The sequence below is a fragment of the Roseobacter sp. AzwK-3b genome (assembly GCF_000170875.1).
Classification (GTDB): Bacteria; Pseudomonadota; Alphaproteobacteria; order Rhodobacterales; family Rhodobacteraceae; genus Roseovarius; species Roseovarius litoreus.
In genome coordinates this window covers 201,933-220,828 of the sequence record NZ_ABCR01000007.1, presented here as the reverse complement: position 1 = coordinate 220,828, position 18,896 = coordinate 201,933, and the positions used below count along the sequence as shown (strand labels likewise).

The window sequence follows — 18,896 nt, the reverse complement described above, 5'->3', positions numbered from 1 at the left end:
GATATTTCCGGCCAGAAGAAACGGGGACGTGCAAGCGCTTGGGTGGCGGTCATGGCTGAGCCTTTCCTGATCGGCGAGGCGATGACGGGCGGCTATGGCAAGACCGGGCCGGATATCCTGCATGGCTGCACGGTGGCGGTGGATCGCGGCGAGATCGCCGTGATCGTGGGCCCCAACGGTGCGGGCAAATCCACCGCGATGAAGGCGGTGTTCGGGATGCTGAATCTGCGCCAAGGCGCGGTCAGGCTGGATGGCGAGGACATCACGCGTCTGACGCCGCAAGAGCGCGTGCGACGCGGCATGGGCTTCGTGCCGCAGACCGGCAATATCTTCACCTCGATGAGCGTGGAGGAGAACCTTGAAATGGGAGCCTTTATCCGGGAGGACGACATTTCGGAGACGATGGAGCAGGTCTATGACCTGTTTCCGATCCTGCGCGACAAGCGCCATCAGGCGGCGGGCGAATTGAGCGGCGGGCAGCGCCAGCAAGTGGCCGTGGGGCGCGCGCTGATGACGAAACCCAAGGTGCTGATGCTGGATGAGCCGACCGCGGGGGTGAGCCCGATCGTCATGGATGAGCTGTTCGACCGGATCCTCGAGATCGCGCGCACCGGGATGCCGGTGCTGATGGTGGAGCAGAACGCGCGCCAGGCGCTGGAGATCGCCGACAAGGGCTATGTGCTTGTGCAGGGGCGCAATGCCCATACCGGCAGCGGCAAGGAGCTGTTGGCGGATGCGGATGTGCGGCGGAGTTTTCTGGGCGGATGAGCGGGGTCTGGACATATCGGGCGGCGGCTCTTGCGATGGCGCTTTTGGGCGGGGCTGCGGCCGAGGCCGACGCCGGGGGGCTGACTTGTGTCGCCAATATCCAGTGCCGGGGTGATGCGCAGCGCATGTGCGCGCCTTCGGGGCTGCGCATCGAGGCGGCGCGACGCGGTGGCCGGGTCGATATGTGGATCGACGGGCAAGGGCCGTATGTGGCGCGGGTGAGCGGCGGCTTGGCGCCGCTTCGGCTGGAGGTGCCGCTTTTTGCGGGTCATGCCCTGAGCGTGGCGCCGGATGGGCGCTTTGTCTGGTTGGGCAATCGCGGCAAGCGGTTTTCCGGCCAATGCGAGGGGGCGCTGTGATGGATATCCTCAACGCGCTTGTGGCGCTGGCCAATTTCGTGCTGGTGCCGGCGCTGGCCTATGGCAGCCAGCTGGCGCTTGGCGCGCTTGGGGTGACGCTGATCTATGGGATTCTGAGGTTTTCGAATTTCGCCCATGGCGACACGATGGCCTTCGGCACGATGGTCACGATCCTTGTCACATGGGCCATGCAGGCGGCGGGCATCGGTCTTGGACCTTTGCCCACCGCCCTTCTGGCCCTGCCCTTCGGCATCCTGGGCTGCATGGCGCTGGTGCTGGTCACCGACAGGGTGGTCTATCGGTTCTACCGGGTGCAGAAGGCCAAACCCGTGATCCTTGTGATCGTGTCGATCGGGGTGATGTTCATTCTCAACGGGCTGGTGCGCTTCGTGATCGGGCCTGATGACCAGCGCTTTGCCGATGGCGAGCGGTTCATCATCTCGGCGCGGACCTTCAAGGAGATGACCGGCCTCGAGGAAGGCCTGGCGATCCGCACCACGCAAGGCATCACGGTGGTGACGGCGGTGATCGTGGTGGCGCTGCTGTTCTGGTTTCTCAACCGCACGCGCACCGGCAAATCCATGCGCGCCTATTCCGACAACGAGGATCTGGCGCTTTTGTCGGGGATCAACCCGGACCGGGTGGTGATGGTGACATGGCTGATCGTGGCGGCGCTGGCGACGGTGGCGGGGGTGCTTTACGGGCTGGACAAGAGCTTCAAGCCCTTCACCTATTTCCAGCTGCTGCTGCCGGTCTTCGCCAGCGCCATCGTGGGCGGACTTGGCAATCCTCTGGGCGCCATTGCCGGAGGGTTCATCATCGCCTTCAGCGAGGTCACCATCACCTATGCGTGGAAAAAGGTGCTGGGCTATGTGATGCCCGAAGGGCTGGAGCCTGAGGGGCTGGTGCAGCTTTTGAGCACGGATTACAAATTCGCGGTCAGCTTCGTGATCCTGCTCATCGTGCTCTTGTTCCGGCCCACGGGGCTGTTCCGGGGGAAATCGGTATGAGCGAGACGATGCGCAACACCGCCCTTTTCGGGCTCGTGGCGGGGCTGATCGTGCTGACCGGCATCATGCAGAGCTGGAACAGCGCGCTGCTCATTGTCAATATGGGGCTGATTTCGGCGATCATGGCGCTTGGCGTGAACCTGCAATGGGGCTTCGCGGGGCTGTTCAATGTGGGCGTCATGGGCTTTGTGGCCCTGGGCGGGCTGGCGGCGGTTCTGGTGTCGATGCCGCCCACGACCGAGGCCTGGGCGGCGGGCGGCGCGCGGGTGCTGGCGGGGCTGGCCACGGGCGCGGGCGTGCTGGTGGCGACGATACTCGTGCGGCGCAAGATGCGGCCCGGCGGCCTGCGGGGGCTGGTGACGCTGACCCTGCTGGTGGGCGGATTTTTCGTCTTTCGCGCGGTGTTCGATCCGGGCGTCGAGGCGGTGGAGGCGGTCAACCCGGCCGGCACGGGCTATCTGGGCGGGCTGGGCCTGCCGGTGCTTCTGGCCTGGCCGGTGGGTGGGCTGCTGGCGGCGGGGGCGGCATGGATCATCGGCAAGGCGGCTTTGGGGCTGCGTTCGGATTACCTGGCGATCGCGACGCTGGGGATCGCCGAGATCATCCTGGCGGTCCTGAAAAACGAGGATTGGCTGGCCCGGGGGGTCAAGAACGTGAACGGCCTGCCGCGCCCGATCCCCTACGAGGTGGATCTGCAGAACGATCCGGGCTTCGTGGCGACGGTGCAGGGCTTTGGTTTCGATCCGGTGACGGCCTCATCGATCACGGTCAAGCTGGGCTATGCGGGGCTGTTCACCTGCGTCCTGCTGGTGATCCTTGTTGCGGCACAACTGGCGCTCAACAGCCCCTGGGGGCGGATGATGCGCGCCATACGCGACAATGAGGTGGCGGCCGAGGCGATGGGCAAGGATGTCACGCGGCGCCATCTGCAGGTGTTCATCCTCGGCAGTGCGGTCTGCGGGATCGCGGGGGCGATGATGACGACGCTCGACGGGCAGCTTATCCCGACCTCGTACCAGCCGCTGCGCTTTACCTTCCTTGTCTGGGTGATGGTGATCGTCGGCGGATCGGGCAACAATTTCGGCGCGGTACTGGGCGGGTTCCTGATCTGGTTCCTGTGGGTGCAGGTCGAGCCGATGGGGCTGTGGCTGATGCAGGTGATCACGGCACCACTGGCCGAGGGCAGCGCGCTCAAGGCGCATCTGCTGGAGAGTGCCGCGCATATGCGGCTCTTGACGATGGGGGTGATCCTGCTGCTGGTGCTGCGGTTCAGCCCACGCGGGCTGATCCCGGGAAAGTAGAGATGCCGCCCGGTGGCAAAGCGCCGGGGGCCCTGCCCCCGGACCCCCGGGATATTTGCGGCCAGAAGAAACGCGCGCGAAACGGGAAGGGCCGGTGCGCGGCGAGGATCAGGCGCGCTGATGGCCGATCCGGGCGATGCCGAGCACGTCGAGAACCTTGGCCTCGATATGGTCGGCGTCGAGACCGGCGGTGGCATACATGTCTTCGGGGCTGGCCTGATCGATGAAGGTATCGGGCAGCACCATGGAGCGGAATTTCAGCCCGTCATCGAACACGGCGTGATCGGCGAGAAGCTGCGCCACATGGCTGCCGAAGCCGCCGACGGCGCCTTCTTCGATGGTGATGAGCGCCTCGTGGCGGGCGGCGAGACCCAAGATCAGATCGCGGTCCAGAGGTTTGGCGAAGCGTGCATCGGCCACACTCGGGGTGATGCCGCGCGCGCGCAGGGCCTCGGAGGCTTTCATCACCTCGCCCAGCCGGGTGCCGAAGGACAGGAGCGCGACACGGCTGCCTTGCTGGATCATGCGGCCCTTGCCGATCTCGAGCACCTCGCCGCGTTCGGGCATCTCGACGCCCTGACCCTCGCCGCGGGGATAGCGAAAGGCGATGGGGCCCTCATCATGCGCGACGGCGGTGGCGACCATGTGTTTCAGCTCGGCCTCGTCGGCGGCGGCCATCACGGTGAAGCCCGGCAGATTGGCGAGATAGGCAACATCGAAGGCACCCGCATGGGTCGGACCATCGGCCCCCACGAGCCCCGCGCGGTCGATGGCGAAGCGCACCGGCAGACGCTGGATCGCCACGTCATGCACCACCTGATCGTAGCCGCGCTGCAGGAAGGTGGAATAGAGCGCGCAGAAGGGTTTCATCCCGCCCGCAGCAAGCCCTGCGGCGAAGGTCACGGCATGCTGTTCGGCGATGCCCACATCGAAGCAGCGCGAGGGGTAGCGCTTCTCGAAGAGGTCCAGCCCGGTGCCTTCGGGCATGGCGGCGGTGATGGCGCAGATCCTGTCGTCTTGCGCGGCATGCTCGAGCAGGGCATCGGCGAAGACGCGGGTGTAGCTGGGCGCGTTCGAGGGCGCTTTTTTCTGCTCGCCGGTCACCAGGTCGAATTTCGCGGTCGCATGGCCGCCATCGCGGCGCGCCTCGGCAGGGCCGTAGCCCTTGCCCTTGCGGGTGATGACATGGATGAGCGTGGGGCCGGTGGCCCGCGCGCGCACGGTGCGCAGCACCGGCAGCAGCTGGTCCATGTCATGCCCGTCGATCGGGCCGATATAGCTGAAGCCAAGCTCTTCGAAGAGCGTGCCGCCGACGGTCAGGCCCTTGAGCATGTCCTTGGCCCGGCGCGCGCCTTCCTGAAAGGGCGGCGGCAGGAGCGACACGGCACCTTTGGCGGCGGCCTTGAATTCCTGGAACGGCTCGCCCGCATAGAGCCGTGAGAGATAGGACGACAGCGCGCCTACGGGCGGCGCGATGGACATCTCGTTGTCGTTGAGAATGACGATCAGGCGTTTCTTGAGGTGGCCTGCGTGGTTCATCGCCTCGAAGGCCATGCCCGCCGACATCGCCCCGTCGCCGATCACCGCGATCGCGTCGCCATGGCCGGTCTCGCTGGCACCGCCTAAGTCGCGGGCCACGGCAAAGCCGAGGGCCGCGCTGATCGAGGTGGAGCTATGGGCGGCGCCAAACGGATCATAGGGCGACTCGGAGCGTTTGGTGAAGCCCGACAGCCCGTCCCTCTGACGCAGGGTGCGGATGCGGTCGCGGCGCCCGGTGAGGATCTTGTGCGGATAGGATTGGTGGCTGACATCCCAGATGATCTTGTCGCGCGGCGCATCGAACACCGCATGCAGCGCCACGGTCAATTCCACCACGCCAAGCCCTGCGCCCAGATGGCCACCCGTCTCGGAGACGCAGGAGATCGTCTCGGCGCGCAGGTCATGGGCCAGCCCGACAAGCTGCGCATCGGAGAAGCGCTTGATATCGGCGGGGCTTTGGACAAGGTCCAGAAGCGGGGTGTCGGGACGGTTGGACATGGTGGCGTGCGCCCTCCTTGGGGCAAAACTCAGCTGTGACGCGAGATAACGAAGCGAGCGAGCGCCCGCAAGCTTTCGGCGTCATCGCCGTAACCAGATAGCGCATCACAGGCATGGTCAACCAGCGATGCGGCCCGGGCACGTGCCTCATCGAGCCCCAGAAGCGACACGAAGGTGGCCTTGCCGGCGGCGGCGTCCTTGCCCACGGCCTTGCCGGCGGCGGCCGCATCCCCGATCACGTCGATCACGTCATCCTGGATCTGGAAGGCCAGACCGAGCGCTGCGGCATAGGCGGCAAGCGGTGCTGTGTCGGCCAGTGCCATGCGCGGCCCGGCACAGGCCGCCCATTCGATCAGCGCGCCGGTCTTGCCCGCCTGCAGATGGGTGATCTCATCGAGGGTCAGGGGGCGGTCGGCGGTTTCGGCGGCGATGTCGAGCGCCTGGCCCAGCACCATCCCCTGCCCGCCTGCCGCACGCGCAAGGCTGAGCGCCAGATCGGCGCGGGCCTGCGCCGTGGCGGCGCCGTCGGGATGGGTGGCCAGTTCGAAGGCGAGCGCCTGCAGCGCGTCGCCGGTCAGAACGGCGGTCGCCTCGTTCCAGCGGATATGCACGGTGGGCTGGCCCCGGCGCAGATCGTCATCGTCCATGCAGGGCAGATCGTCATGCACCAGCGAATAGGCGTGCATCGCCTCGATCGCGCAGGCAGGCCAGAGCGCCCGCGCCTCGGGGATATCATGCAGGCGCGCGCCATCCAGAACCAGCCGCGCGCGGATGCGTTTGCCGCCCGAGCAGGCATAGCGCATGGCCTGCGCCACGGCGCCATCCCCGAAGGCTGCCAGCACCCGGTCAAGATGATCCTGAACGCGCGCTGCCTGCTGCCCGCTTTCACCGAAGCTCACCGGCGCACCGGCCCTGTCGCCGTGCTCCATCGGGTCACAGGCCTTCGACAGGCTGTGTTCCGGTGGGGGTGCCATCGCCATCAAGCGTGATCGCGGCGACCTTTTCCTCGGCTTCCTTGAGCTTGGTCTCGCAGCGTTTCTTGAGCTGCGCGCCGCGCTCGTAGAGTTTGATCGACGCATCAAGCGCGACATCGCCGCGTTCAAGCTTGCCCACGACCTCTTCGAGCTCTTTCATGGCGTCTTCGAAAGACATCTCGGAAACGGGGGTGTCGGTCATGGGATATGTCCTGTGTGCTTGTCCTTTGTGCGCCCACCTTACCGGTGGCGGCGGGCGGGTTCAATTCGGTTGACGCAGGCAAATGGCTGGGAAATGGTCAGGCCATGAGCACATCCCGTCAAAGTGATCGCATGCCGGATCTGGAGGCCCTGGAAGAGATTGTCGGTCGCTTCGAAGCGGCCCGTTCGGCCGATCCCGGCCTTGCGGATGCCGAACTGGGCGATCTCATCCGTGTTGTGCCGGGCAAACGCGCGGTGATCCGGGGAAGGGTCGGCGGGCGGGCCTGTGTCTGGCGGATCTTCATGGACCCGCTGGACGACGTCTCGTCCCGCGAATGGGAGGAATTGCAGCGCATCTGGCCGGAGATGCAGGGCAAGCGGTTCCGCGTGGTCGAGCCGCTGCGTCACAATGCCGAGCATCGGTTGCTGGCGATCGAGGAGGTGGAGGGCACGCCCTTGCTGGAGCTGGTGCGCGCCGCGCCCGAGGCGGTGCGCACGGATCTGGTGACACCGGCGGCGGGCTGGCTTAGGCGCTATACCGAAAGCACCGAAAGCTGGCTGCCGGCCAAGCCGCTGGGATGGCTCAAGCGCGCTGAGCGTGCGTCGGCGACGCAGCCATTTGCACGGTTGCGCAGGCTCGAGACGCAGCTGATCGCACAGATGACCCGTCTGGCCGAGCGGATCGAGGGGCTGGAATGGCGCGTCGCCATCAGCCATGGCGATTTTCATCCCAACAACCTGATCGTCGCGGGTGAGCGGATGACCGGCATCGACACCGGCGGATCAGGGCGGATGCCGATCTACAAGGATATCGCACGCTTTGCCATGCATATGGGACGGCGCGGCGTGATTCCGTCGGGGCGCCGCGTGCTGGGGGTGGATGGCGCCCTTCTGGATGCGTTCACCGAGGCTTTCGCGATGACCGAGGCGGAACGCCGGTGCATCCTGCCGTTCATGCTGGGGGTCGACGCGCTGCTCAGGGTCGAGACGCGCGCGCTGTCGAAATCGCGCATTCGGCGCGCGGGCGAGATGTACGAGGCGCTCATCGAGGATATGAGCGGACTTTAGCGGCCCTTGAAAAGCCCGCCCAATATCCCGCGCACGATCCGGCGGCCCGTGGTGCCCTTGAGCTCTTTCAGAACCGCGCCGGTCAGGGCCTCGCCGAAGGCGCCAAGCCCCGAGTCGTCCTTGTCCCGGGCGCCGGACCCGCTGACGCGCGTGCCCGAATACCGCCGCGCGGCGGTGAATTCGCGCGGCTCTTCCGCCTCGGACGCAGGCGGGGCGTTTTCGGCCAACTCGGCCTCGGCTGCGGCTTTGGCCGCCTCTGCGGCGCGTTCGGCGAGGATCTCATGGGCCGATCTGCGATCAATCACCGTCTCGTATTTTCCGGCGAGCGGCGAGGTGGCGATCACGCCCGCGCGCGTGATGGCATCCACCGGACCCAGTTTCGACGAGGGCGGGCGGATCAGCGTACGCTCCACCACGCCCGGCGCGCCCTTGGCCTCGAGCATCGAGGTCACCGCCTCGCCGGTGCCGACATCGCGGATCGCGTCGGCGGTGTCGAAACGCGGGTTCGGGCGATAGGTTTCGGCCGCACGCATCAACGCCTTCTGGTCGCGGGCGGTAAAGGCGCGCAGCGCGTGCTGCACACGGTTGCCAAGCTGTCCCAGGATATCTTCGGGAACGTCATCGGGGTTCTGGGTGATGAAATAGACCCCGACCCCCTTGGAGCGGATCAGGCGCGCGACCTGTTCGACCTTGTCCACCAGCGCGTCGGGCGCATCGTCGAACAGAAGATGCGCCTCGTCGAAGAAGAACACCAGCTTGGGTTTGTCGGGATCGCCCACTTCGGGCAGGCTTTCGAAGAGTTCCGACAGAAGCCACAGAAGGAAGGTGGCATAAAGCCGGGGAGAGCCCATCAGCTTGTCGGCGGCAAGAATGTTGATCCGCCCGCGCCCATCCGGCGCGGTCTGCATCAGATCGGCAAGGTCCAGTGCCGGTTCGCCGAAAAACTCCGTGGCCCCCTGATTTTCCAGCACCAGAAGCTGGCGCTGGATCGCGCCCACCGATTGCGGCGAGACATTGCCATACCGCAGCGACAGCGCATCGCGGTTCTCCCCGACCCAGACCAGAAGCGCCTGCAGATCCTTGAGATCCAAGAGCGGCATCCCCTCTTCGTCCGAGACCCGGAAGGCGATGTTCATGATGCCTTCCTGCGCCTCGCTGAGACCCATCAGGCGGCTCAGCAGAAGCGGGCCCATCTCGGCCACGGTGGTGCGGACGGGATGGCCCTGCTCGCCGAAGAGATCCCAGAAGGTGACCGGGAAGGACTCGTAGCGATAATCGGCAAAGCCGATTTGAGTGGCGCGCTTGGTGAAGGCCTCGTGCAGCTTGAACTCGGCACTGCCCGAGGCGGCCAGCCCCGACAGATCGCCCTTCACATCCGACAGGAACACCGGCACGCCCGCCGACGAGAACCCTTCGGCGAGTATCTGCAGGGTGACCGTCTTGCCGGTGCCGGTGGCCCCCGCGATCAGCCCATGCCGGTTGGCGTATTTCAGTGACAGGCCCTGAGCGGTGCCGTAATCGGCGCCACCGCCCCCGATGAAGATATGTTTGTCCATGTCACTCGCCCCCGTCCGGTTTTTCACGCTTCGAACATACTTGCTTAACGTTTGACCGCCAGTATGAATCTTGCCCCGAATCTCATGTCCTCCTGGTTCGGGGTGACTTCCTCCCTGTCAGACTGGCCGCGTCTTCGGACGCGGCCTTTTTTGCACTTATGGTTCTCTTTCGACTGTTGACGGATAGCGATAACTGTCCTAGCGTTTGCTCAATTACTAAGTCGGCCAGTCCGGCAGGGAGACTAAGGGAAAGAGGCCGCAAGGTCTCTTTTCTGTTTTTCGCGACATGCGGCGGCGACGGAACAGCCCTGCGCCATTGTCCGGGACGACCATCCGGCGCGGGCGTTCGAGCGGCGGTTTGTCGCCGTGATGAAGGGCGCGGAATGGGATTTGATCCTGACACCTCGGCAGCGCCATGTTAGAGCGCATGAAATGTAACTTAGTCAGATGAACGGGGACGCAATGCCCAGACTTCTTCACCTTCTTCCCTTGGTCGCCCTTCTGGGCATGAGCACCTCGCTTGCCGCACAGGACACCGCGACAGGCGACAGCGCCACGGACCCGGCCCAGACCACGCAGCCTGAGACAGCGCCCGAGACCGCACAGGACCCATCCGCGGCCGAGCCGGAAACTCCCGGAGAAGCGGCACAGCCCGATGAGGAACTGGATCTGGGCCGTCCCGCGCGGGAGAATCCGAACTACATCAAGGAACAATATGGCGACTGGCAGTTGCGCTGCTTCCGCAGCGGCGGCGAGGAAGACCCCTGCCAGATGTACCAGCTGCTGACCGAAGAGGCCGGCAACCCGGTTGCGGAATTCAGCCTGTTCCGCCTGCCCGAGGGTGCGCAGGCCGTGGCGGGTGCTACGATCATCGTGCCGCTCGGCACGCTTTTGTCCGAAGAGCTGAAGCTGTCGGTCGATGGGGGCCGCGCCAAGACCTATGCGTTCTCCTTCTGCACGATGGTGGGCTGTTATGCCCGCATCGGCTTCACGCAGGCGGATATCGACGCGTTCAAGGCGGGCGGCATGGCCAATCTGCAGATCGTCCCGGCGCAGGCGCCCGATCAGGTGGTGGATATCAAGGCCTCGCTTTCAGGCTTCACCGCCGCCTATGACAATGTGACCATCGTCGACAACTGACGCGCCGGATGGTCCGACGGTTCAGGGCGCAGCGCTTCAAGCGTTGCGCCTTTTTCTTTGCGTAACAGCGTGTTGCGAACGAAAGCTCAGGTGAACCGCTTGAGGGCCAGAACCGCGTTCAAGCCGCCGAAGGCAAAGGCGTTCGACAGCGCCACGCTGACATCCGCCTCGCGCGCCTCATTGGGCACGACATCGAGCGCGCATTCGGGATCGGGCTCCTCATAGCCAATGGTCGGCGCGATCACCCCATCGCGGACCGCCAGGATGCAGGCCAACAGCTCGACCGCGCCGGTGCCACCGATCAGATGGCCATGCATCGACTTGGTCGAGGAAATCATCAGCCGGTCGGCATGGGCGCCGAACACATCGGCCACAGCCGCGCTTTCGGTCTTGTCATTGGCCGCCGTGCCGGTGCCATGCGCATTGATATAGCCCACATCCGACGGATTGAGCCGAGCATCGGCCAGCGCGCCCTTGATCGCGCGGGCCGCCCCCTGCTTGGAGGGCATCACGATATCGGCGGCATCCGAGGACATCGCATAGCCCGCCACCTCGGCAAGGATCTCGGCGCCGCGGGCGCGGGCATGCTCGTATTCCTCGAAGACGAAGATCCCCGCGCCTTCGCCCTGCACCATGCCGTTGCGATTGGCCGAGAACGGGCGGCACCCATCCTTGGACATCACCCGCAGACCTTCCCATGCCTTGACGCCACCGAAGCACAGCATGGATTCCGACCCGCCCGTGACCATCACCGGGGTCATGCCGCCATGCACCATCTGAAACGCCTGTGCCATCGCGTGATTGGACGAGGCGCAGGCGGTCGAGACGGTAAAGCTCGGCCCCTTGAGATTGAACTCCATCGACACATGGCTGGCAGCGGCATTGTTCATCAGCTTGGGCACGACGAACGGATGCACCCGGTTCTTGCCGTCCTCATAGACCGAACGGTAATTCTCGTCGAGCGTGGTCATTCCGCCGCCGGAATTGCCCAGCACGACCCCGGCCCTTGCGGCCAGCTCGCCGGAAAACTCGAGCCCCGACTGGGCAATCGCCTCGCGGGCGGCGATCAGCGTGAATTGGGTAAACCGGTCGTAGAGCGACAATTGCTGGCGATTGAAGCGGGTTTCCGGCTCGTAGCCGCGCACCTGCCCGCCGATGCGGATGGCCAGCCGGTCGACATCGCGAAACTGCAGATCACCGATCCCGCAGCGCCCTTCGCGCATCGCCTCGAGCGTGTCGGGCACGTTGTGGCCAAGCGCGTTGATCGTGCCCGCGCCCGTTATGACGACACGTTTCACGACTGCTCTTTCACAAGCGCCTCGATGCCGTCGATGATGCTGGCCACCGAGGAGATGTCGAACTCGCTCTCTTCGGGTGCGTTTGCGTTGAACGGCACCGAGATGTCGAATTCTTCCTCGATCGCGAAAATACTTTCAACCAGCCCGAGGCTGTCGATGCCCAGATCCTCCAGCGTGCTTTCGGGTGACACATCCGAAGAATCGAGTACGGCTTGCTGTGCGATGATGTCGATCACGCGGTCCTTGATGCTGCTCATTGCGGTCACCTTCCCGAAGTCATCCCCAGAATCACCGTGGATTTAGTCACTCTGCCTCAGGTTTGAAACAGTTTTCTTGAGATCCGCGACATCCTGGAAAAGCCGTTTGAGACGGCGCAATCCCTTGTAGACCTCCATCTGGCTGTCCATCTTCATCGCCGGATATCCCAGCATCACGCGACCGGCCGGGATATTCGACAAGGCCTTGGTCGCCCCGCCGCAGATGACATTGTTGCCGACGAACAGATTGTCGCCGATGCCGGTTTGACCGGCCATCACAACATTATCGCCGATCACTGCCGATCCGCCGATGCCGACCTGACCACACAGCAGCGTGTCGCGGCCAATGATGACGTTGTGTCCGATCTGCACAAGGTTGTCGATCTTGGTGCCGTTGCCGATCTGCGTGTCGCGTATGGTGCCCCGGTCGATGCAGGTATGCGAGCCGATTTCGACATCATCGCCGATGGTGACGCCACCCAGACTGTAGATACGGGCATAGGGCTGGCTCTTGACCTCGCCCTGATCGCCAAGCGTGGCGCGGGCGCGTTCCACTCCGGATTGCTCGGGCGTGACAAAGGAGAACCCGTCGCTGCCGATAACCGCGTTGGGCTGCGCGATGAAGCGGTCACCGATGCGCACGCGCGGCCCGATCCGCACCCCTTCGCGCAAGAAACCGCCCTGCCCGATCACGCTGTCCGCGCCGATGAAACACTGCGGGCCGATCACCGTGCCTGCACCGATCCGGGCGCCCGCCCCGATCACGCACAAAGGCCCGACGCTGACGCCCTCGGCCAGCTCCGCCCGTGGGTCGATCACCGCCGAGGGATGAATGCCGCTGTCCCAGCCCTGCCCCGGGTCCATCAACGCCGAGAGCCCCGCCAGAGCGAAACGCGGGCGCGGCGCGATGATCGCAGCCTCAAGCCCGAGCGCGGCCCAGTCGGCCCCCTGCCACAGCATCGCGGCGCGCGCGCGCCCATGTTCGATCTTCTCGGCATATTCGGGCTTCATCGCCAGCGCGAGATCGCGCGGCCCGGCATCTGACGGCTCTGCGACGGCGTCGATTTCCAAATGGGTCGCTCCCAGGGCGTTTGCCCCGAGAGAGTCGGCAATCTGCTGGACGGTATAGGCCATGACACTCCCCTCGATACGGAGTGTGGTTTACCCCTGAACCGCGCGCAGAGAAACCCCTGCCTTGTCAAGCGCATCCCAGATCCGCCCATCGCGCCCATAGATGTCGCGACGATACTGAACCGGGCCTTTCGCCTGCGTGAACGCGGTGCGGTAAATGATATGCACCGGCACGACCTGCTCGAGGTTCACCCGCTTTTCGCGGCCTGTATCGAGAATCGAATGAAAGGTCCGCTTGGGGTCGGTCTCTTGCTTGGACAACAGCTCATAAGCCAGCTCGAACGGCTTTTGCACGCGCACGCAGCCGTGGCTATAGGCGCGCACTTCGCGTCCGAACAGATCCTTGGCCGGCGTGTCATGCAGATAGATGTTGTACTTGTTGGGGAACATGAACTTGACCAGCCCCAGAGCATTGCTCTGAGAGGGCGGCTGCTTGATCGAGAACGGGAAATTCGAGGCATTGTAGGCCGCGAAATTCACCGCGCCACGGCTGACCTGCTGGCCACGGTTGTTATAGAGCTTGAGATGGCTGACCGCGTTGGGGTTGCGCTTCATCTTGGGCAGGTATTCCCCAACGGCGATCGAGCGCGGCACATGCCATGTCGGGTTGATGACCATATGGTCCATCTCGTCAGAAAACTCGGGGCTTCGCCGGTCGCCGGTATTCTTGCCGATGACCACCCGGGTTTCGAAACTCACCGCGCCATCGTCGATGATGCGGGCATGAAAATCGGTCAGGTTCACAAGGATATGCCGCTCGCCCAAGGCCATATTGATCCAGCGTTCACGCTCCATCGCGACAATCAGCGATTTCAGCCGCTCCTGCACGGGCACGTTGATCTCGGCCAAAGTGCCCGGACCGGCCACGCCATCGGGGGTCAGCCCATGCGCCAGCTGGAATCTCTGCACCGCATGCAACATGGTCTCGTCATAGAGCTGTGTTGCCGAGCGGTCGAGAAACCCCATCGCCACGAGCCGGTCGCGCAGCGCCGTGACCGCAGCCCCCGATTGGCCGGGTTTCACCGACTCCGCCGAAACGGTCGGCCCCCATCCGCCCCTGTCGGCCAGCCGTTCGAGACGCAGCTTTTCCTTCATCAGACGGGCATATTCGTTGGATTGCGGCGGCAGAGCGCGGAAAAAAGCCGACGGGCTGGATTGCATGAAGTTGGTCAGATAAGACAGCCGCTCACGATAGGGCACTTGCCGCTTGATGTCGTCATCCACCTGTCCCGGCACCAGAAGGCCGGTCTGCATGTCGCGCGAAAGCCGCAGGAACACCTGGCTGAGCGCAACCTCGGCCTTGCCCAGATCGCGGGCGCTGCGGGCGGATTTCAGCTGTGCCATAAGCCCCTCGGCGTCATAGCGTGCCGCCGGAAGCCCGTGATCCTCGGCGCTGCGGATCGCATCGAAAAGCGCCACGCGCCGGGCCTTGTCGGGCGCGCTGTCGCCGATCCAGATGCCGGTGAATTCATTGTCCTGATAAAACGCCGCCAGATCGCGGTCCTTGGCAGCGGCTTCGGCAACCGCCTGTTTGAAGGCGGTGACCTGCGCCTGCGCGCCCGTGCCCAGCAGAAGCTGGCCCAGAAAGATCAGTGAACTCAGCAAAACCGCCCTTGGCAGGACAGTGGCAATCATCGGCATCGCGTTCCCTCGGCTCATTCGGTGTGTAAACACATGCTTGAGTGTTCCAGTACTCGCCTGCCGCTTGTCCATAAAATTCTGTGTGATCCTCCAAGACGGCCCAAGGGCTGCGGCGAAAACGCATCGTCTTAAGTGTAAAACGGTGACACTGGTTCCAGTTTGCGCAAAAAACTGCCGAAAAATCTTGATCGTTTCAATTTGCATCAAAACAGGCTTGGTCCGTGATTCTTTTTATGCGATAAGTTTCACGCACTTGGGGAACAGACACCGAGTTCGCTGGATAGCGGACCGAACGAGCAAGATACGGGACAGGCGCTAAGCATATGACGGACAACAGCTCTTCGGGCATCACGCGTCGCGCGTTGCTGGGTGCTTTTGCAGCCAGCGCGGTTGCGGCGGCACCGACCTACTCGAACGCCGCTGGCTTCCTTCGCGGAGCAGGCGACATCAGACGGTTGCGGATGACATCTCCGCGCACGGGCGAAAGCATCGACACGATCTACTGGATCGAAGGCGACTATATCCGCGACGCAGTTCGCGAGGTTTCGCTCTTCATGCGCGACTGGCGGACGAATGACGTGCACAACATCGACCTGCGCACGATCGACATCATGGCGGCGGCGCATAATCTCATGGATGTGACCGAACCCTACATGCTCTTGTCGGGATATCGCAGCCCCAAGACCAACGCGATGCTGCGCAGCCGCTCGAGCGGTGTGGCGCGCAACTCCCTGCATCTGCAGGGCGAAGCGGCGGATCTTCGGCTCAATTCCCGCTCTGTCGGGCAGATGTTCCGCGCGGCCTCGGCCTGCAGGGGCGGTGGCGTCGGCAAATATTCCGGGTCCAACTTCGTGCATATGGATTGCGGTCCTGTGCGCACCTGGGGCGGCTGAGCACGATCTCTCCCACACCCTGTTGGACATAAAAAAACCGGCCCTTAGCAGAGGCCGGTTTTTCATGTCTTCCAGCGATCCCGTCCCTCAAGCGTTCCGCCTTCAACCTGAGGCATCAGCGACAGGCGGAACGCGTGCAACGATTGAACAAAGCACTGCATTTCGCGAAAATCTGTGATCCAGGTTTTTCGCGAAACGCTTTCGGGTCAGCCGATTTTCTTCAGTCGCGCCGCGCGCAGCCGCTCGAAATCGTCGCCCGCATGATAGGACGAGCGCGTGAGCGGCGTCGCCGACACCATCAGGAACCCCTTGCCATACGCCACCTTTTCATAGGCCGCGAATTCATCGGGATGCACGAAGCGATCCACCGCGTGATGCTTGGGCGTGGGCTGCAGATATTGGCCGATGGTCAGGAAATCGATGCCCGCCGCGCGCATGTCGTCCATCACCTGATGCACCTGCACGCGATCCTCGCCGAGCCCCACCATGATGCCCGATTTGGTGAACATCATCGGATCGATCTCTTTCACCCGCTGCAAAAGGCGCAGCGACTGGAAATACCGCGCACCGGGACGCACCGTCGGATACAGCGCCGGCACCGTCTCGAGATTGTGGTTGAACACGTCCGGTTTCGCCGCCACCACGGTTTCCAGAACCGAGGGCGCGCAATGCAGGAAATCCGGGGTCAGGATCTCGATCGTGGTGCCGGGGCTGCGATGACGCACGGCGCGGATGGTCTGGGCGAAATGCTCGGCCCCGCCATCCTCGATATCGTCGCGGTCCACGCTGGTGATGACCACATGGTTCAGTCCCAGCTTCTGCACCGCATCGGCCACCCGGCCCGGCTCGAACAGATCCAAAGCATCCGGCTTGCCCGTGGCCACGTTGCAAAATGTGCAGCCGCGCGTGCAGACATCGCCCATGATCATCATCGTGGCGTGTCCCTGGCTCCAGCATTCGCCCGCATTGGGGCAGCCAGCCTCTTCGCAAACGGTCACCAGCTTGTGCTCGCGAATGATCTTGTGGGTTTCGCGATAGCCAGCCCCGGTCGGCGCCTTGACGCGAATCCAGTCGGGTTTCTTGGGTTGCGCATTGTCCGAGCGATGCGCCTTTTCGGGGTGGCGCTGACCCGGTATCTTGATGTCTCGCACGGAACACTCCCCGCTGCTCGGTTCTTGTGATGTGCGTAACATAGTCCAAGCCAAGCGCGAGTGCCAGTTCCGCATATCCGCCATGCAGCGCCGTGCCGTGCCGCCGGGTTGCAGCCTTCGCGCCTTGGTCTATTCTGCGCGCAACCATCACACAACAAGGGACAGCGTGTGGAACATCTGGACTGGCAGACCCATCGGCGCGAGGCCCATGCCTTGGGCAAGACACAGGAATTCCTCAAGCAGATCGTCTATGGCGGCAATGACGGGATCGTCACCACCTTTGCGATCGTCGCGGGATTCGCGGGGGCATCGGCCGATGGCGTGGCGCAGATCGGCGGGGTCGCGGTGCTGGTCTTCGGGCTTGCCAACCTCTTTGCCGATGCGGTCAGCATGGGCCTGGGCGAATTCCTGTCGGCCCGCTCGCAGCACGATCTCTACCGGGCGCGGCGACAGGCCGAATTGCGCGAAATCGCCCGCAACCCCGAACAGGAGCGCATGGAGCTGTTCGAAATCCTGCGCCAACGCGGCCTGCCGGCGGGCGAGGCCGACACCGCCACCGCGATCCTGTCGCGCCATCCCCAGATCATGGCCGATCTGATGATGACCTATGAATTCGGCATGCAGGACCCGGACGAGGAAAACCCGGCCCTCAACGGGTTGTTCACCTTCATGTCCTTCGTGATTTTCGGCTCGATTCCCTTGGTGCCGTATTTCCTGTTCGAGCCGACCCAAGAGACCTTCTACATGTCCATCGGCACGACGCTCAGCGCCCTGATCGGCCTTGGCCTGCTGCGGTTCAGCGCGACGCGTGAACGCATCACCCGTTCGGTAGGGGAAACGGTTCTTGTCGGCACGATCTGTGCCATCGTCGCGTTCATCGTGGGCTGGCTGGTGGGCGGCTGAGGCAGGCCCCGCGCCCTACCCGATCAGCCCCCCGCCGTCATGCAAGCCGTCATAATGGCGGCGCAACCGCTGCAGCGCGATGCGCAGCACGATCTTGCCCGAGCGCGCCGACCAGCCCATGCGTTTCTCGGCGGTCTCCAGCCCTTCGAGATAGCAACAGCACCGCAGCGCCACATCCCCAAGGCCGTGGCCAAGCTCGCGCAGCGCCTCGAGCACACGCAGGCGCGCGGCATCCGGGCTGCCCGGACCACCCTGTGCATGCCCCGGCGCGGGTGTCGTCTGCAGCATCATCTGATCCCAGCTGCCCGGTCGCAACGGCACAAGCCCCGCAAGATCGAAATCCTCGCGCAGACGCTCTCCGGCGCGCACGAGCTCGGGAGACAGGAAATGCAGCCCGTCGCGATCCCGGCGCCGCGCCAGCGCGATCAGCGGCGTTTCGGCCGCGCCATAGCGCAGCCTGCGCTGCCGATCCGAGGCGTCGTTCGCATGGCTCTCTGCCCGGTCATGCGCCAAGGCCGGGCGCATGTCCCGAAAGCCGGCGGCGATGCCGTCCTGTGACGCCGGGCTGTCATCCAGCAGCGTCATCATGGCCTCGCGCCCGCTTTTTGTGATCCGGTAGCGGGACACCCGGCCCTGGGACTGGCAAGCGATCCAGTGATTGAGCGCCATCGCCTCGGCCACCGAACGATCCACCACCGCGGTCCGGCTTGCCTGCCCTGACGGGCCGTCGCGCAGCACAACCGCCTTTTCCATATCCGCCGCCACGGCCAGCACCGCGCCGGATTCGCACAGCCGCTTGAGCACGCGGCAGGCTTCGCTCAGCAACGTCCCGCCAGCCAGCGCAGCGGTATCCTGAAGAACAGTCTTGTCCATTTTTCTGGTCTCCTCCTGGGCGGGGTGCCGTCTGACAGGCGGCGGCATCCGCCGGCCAATGCGCCTGAGCGCGGCATCCACCAGCGGATCGTCGCGGCGGGCCTCATAGGCCCTGATCTGGCGCAGAACGGTCGAGGCGTGACAGCCGGCCCGCCGCGCAAGGGCGCGGATGGATGTGCCAGCCTCGGTATGGGCGATGTAGCGCCGCGCAGGTTCCGGCACCCAGTCCGGCAGTGCGGCTATCGGGTCGATGGTCTCTGGATCAGCAGCCACGGCGTCTCTCCATCGGTCAGGCCACGCAGGGCGCGGCAAAATCATCCACAGGGTTATCCACA

18 protein-coding genes are annotated in these 18,896 nt (G+C 64.4%); 8 read left to right on the top strand and 10 right to left on the bottom strand.

Annotated elements, in window-relative coordinates; genetic code table 11:
- Positions 1-51 precede the first annotated feature (51 nt).
- The 4 genes from RAZWK3B_RS13910 to RAZWK3B_RS13895 are packed head-to-tail and all read left to right on the top strand — an operon-like array spanning position 52 to position 3,438.
- Positions 52-768, top strand: coding sequence for an ABC transporter ATP-binding protein (locus RAZWK3B_RS13910; RefSeq protein WP_037295899.1), 717 nt, complete (start codon positions 52-54; stop codon positions 766-768).
- Complete coding sequence (locus RAZWK3B_RS13905) at positions 765-1,127, top strand: hypothetical protein (protein WP_007816180.1); 363 nt, start codon at positions 765-767, stop codon at positions 1,125-1,127. Before RAZWK3B_RS13910 ends, RAZWK3B_RS13905 begins: the two co-directional genes overlap by 4 nt.
- Positions 1,127-2,137, top strand: a complete 1,011-nt coding sequence (locus tag RAZWK3B_RS13900; RefSeq protein WP_007816178.1) for a branched-chain amino acid ABC transporter permease — start codon at positions 1,127-1,129, stop codon at positions 2,135-2,137. The genes RAZWK3B_RS13905 and RAZWK3B_RS13900 overlap by 1 nt, the downstream gene beginning before the upstream one ends.
- Complete coding sequence (locus RAZWK3B_RS13895) at positions 2,134-3,438, top strand: branched-chain amino acid ABC transporter permease (protein ID WP_007816176.1); 1,305 nt, start codon at positions 2,134-2,136, stop codon at positions 3,436-3,438. Before RAZWK3B_RS13900 ends, RAZWK3B_RS13895 begins: the two co-directional genes overlap by 4 nt.
- Before the next feature lie 108 nt (positions 3,439-3,546).
- Here the strand turns inward: RAZWK3B_RS13895 and dxs are convergent, their stop codons facing one another.
- From dxs to RAZWK3B_RS13880, 3 genes are read right to left on the bottom strand one after another with little or no spacing between them, the layout of a single operon-like run.
- Positions 3,547-5,475 carry a 1-deoxy-D-xylulose-5-phosphate synthase gene (gene dxs / locus RAZWK3B_RS13890; RefSeq protein ID WP_007816174.1) on the bottom strand — a complete coding sequence of 643 codons (1,929 nt, stop codon included), beginning with the start codon at positions 5,473-5,475 and terminating at the stop codon, positions 3,547-3,549.
- 29 nt (positions 5,476-5,504) lie between these two features.
- Positions 5,505-6,404 carry a polyprenyl synthetase family protein gene (locus tag RAZWK3B_RS13885; RefSeq protein ID WP_007816172.1) on the bottom strand — a complete coding sequence of 300 codons (900 nt, stop codon included), beginning with the start codon at positions 6,402-6,404 and terminating at the stop codon, positions 5,505-5,507.
- A 4-nt stretch (positions 6,405-6,408) separates the two neighbouring features.
- Positions 6,409-6,651, bottom strand: coding sequence for an exodeoxyribonuclease VII small subunit (locus RAZWK3B_RS13880; protein ID WP_007816170.1), 243 nt, complete (start codon positions 6,649-6,651; stop codon positions 6,409-6,411).
- 104 nt (positions 6,652-6,755) lie between these two features.
- On the opposite strand from RAZWK3B_RS13880, the gene RAZWK3B_RS13875 reads away from it, so the two are divergent.
- A complete protein-coding gene (locus RAZWK3B_RS13875) occupies positions 6,756-7,718 on the top strand; it encodes a phosphotransferase (RefSeq protein ID WP_232279533.1) in 963 nt (320 codons plus the stop codon).
- On the opposite strand, the gene RAZWK3B_RS13870 is transcribed toward RAZWK3B_RS13875, so the two are convergent.
- Positions 7,715-9,274: a helicase HerA-like domain-containing protein gene (locus RAZWK3B_RS13870; protein WP_007816166.1), complete on the bottom strand. Its 1,560-nt coding sequence runs from the start codon at positions 9,272-9,274 to the stop codon at positions 7,715-7,717. The genes RAZWK3B_RS13875 and RAZWK3B_RS13870 overlap by 4 nt on opposite strands.
- 462 nt (positions 9,275-9,736) lie before the next feature.
- Between RAZWK3B_RS13870 and RAZWK3B_RS13865 the strand changes: the two genes are divergently transcribed.
- Complete coding sequence (locus RAZWK3B_RS13865; protein WP_037295825.1) at positions 9,737-10,414, top strand: invasion associated locus B family protein; 678 nt, start codon at positions 9,737-9,739, stop codon at positions 10,412-10,414.
- Between the two features lie 86 nt (positions 10,415-10,500).
- On the opposite strand, the gene RAZWK3B_RS13860 is transcribed toward RAZWK3B_RS13865, so the two are convergent.
- Genes RAZWK3B_RS13860 through RAZWK3B_RS13845 form a run of 4 tightly spaced genes read right to left on the bottom strand, consistent with a single transcriptional unit; the run spans position 10,501 to position 14,741 of the window.
- Positions 10,501-11,712, bottom strand: a complete 1,212-nt coding sequence (locus tag RAZWK3B_RS13860) for a beta-ketoacyl-[acyl-carrier-protein] synthase family protein (protein ID WP_007816162.1) — start codon at positions 11,710-11,712, stop codon at positions 10,501-10,503.
- Entirely contained in the window at positions 11,709-11,969 is a 261-nt protein-coding gene (locus RAZWK3B_RS13855; protein ID WP_007816159.1) for an acyl carrier protein, read from the bottom strand. The genes RAZWK3B_RS13860 and RAZWK3B_RS13855 overlap by 4 nt, the downstream gene beginning before the upstream one ends.
- Before the next feature lie 42 nt (positions 11,970-12,011).
- Complete coding sequence (gene lpxD, locus RAZWK3B_RS13850; RefSeq protein ID WP_007816157.1) at positions 12,012-13,103, bottom strand: UDP-3-O-(3-hydroxymyristoyl)glucosamine N-acyltransferase; 1,092 nt, start codon at positions 13,101-13,103, stop codon at positions 12,012-12,014.
- A gap of 27 nt (positions 13,104-13,130) precedes the next feature.
- Positions 13,131-14,741, bottom strand: coding sequence for a L,D-transpeptidase family protein (locus RAZWK3B_RS13845; protein WP_007816154.1), 1,611 nt, complete (start codon positions 14,739-14,741; stop codon positions 13,131-13,133).
- A gap of 323 nt (positions 14,742-15,064) precedes the next feature.
- Here RAZWK3B_RS13845 and mepK point away from each other — a divergent pair, with 323 nt between their 5' ends.
- The gene (gene mepK, locus RAZWK3B_RS13840; RefSeq protein ID WP_007816151.1) at positions 15,065-15,634 is read left to right on the top strand and encodes a peptidoglycan L,D-endopeptidase MepK; all 570 of its coding nucleotides are present in this window, start codon (positions 15,065-15,067) and stop codon (positions 15,632-15,634) included.
- A 206-nt stretch (positions 15,635-15,840) separates the two neighbouring features.
- Here the strand turns inward: mepK and lipA are convergent, their stop codons facing one another.
- Positions 15,841-16,785, bottom strand: a complete 945-nt coding sequence (lipA, locus tag RAZWK3B_RS13835; RefSeq protein WP_007816149.1) for a lipoyl synthase — start codon at positions 16,783-16,785, stop codon at positions 15,841-15,843.
- 168 nt (positions 16,786-16,953) lie between these two features.
- Here lipA and RAZWK3B_RS13830 point away from each other — a divergent pair, with 168 nt between their 5' ends.
- Positions 16,954-17,688 carry a VIT1/CCC1 transporter family protein gene (locus tag RAZWK3B_RS13830; RefSeq protein ID WP_007816147.1) on the top strand — a complete coding sequence of 245 codons (735 nt, stop codon included), beginning with the start codon at positions 16,954-16,956 and terminating at the stop codon, positions 17,686-17,688.
- Positions 17,689-17,703: 15 nt separating this feature from the next.
- On the opposite strand, the gene RAZWK3B_RS13825 is transcribed toward RAZWK3B_RS13830, so the two are convergent.
- On the bottom strand, positions 17,704-18,834 hold the full coding sequence (locus RAZWK3B_RS13825; RefSeq protein ID WP_007816145.1) for a DUF6456 domain-containing protein: 1,131 nt from the start codon (positions 18,832-18,834) through the stop codon (positions 17,704-17,706).
- Between the last annotated feature and the right edge of the window lie 62 nt (positions 18,835-18,896).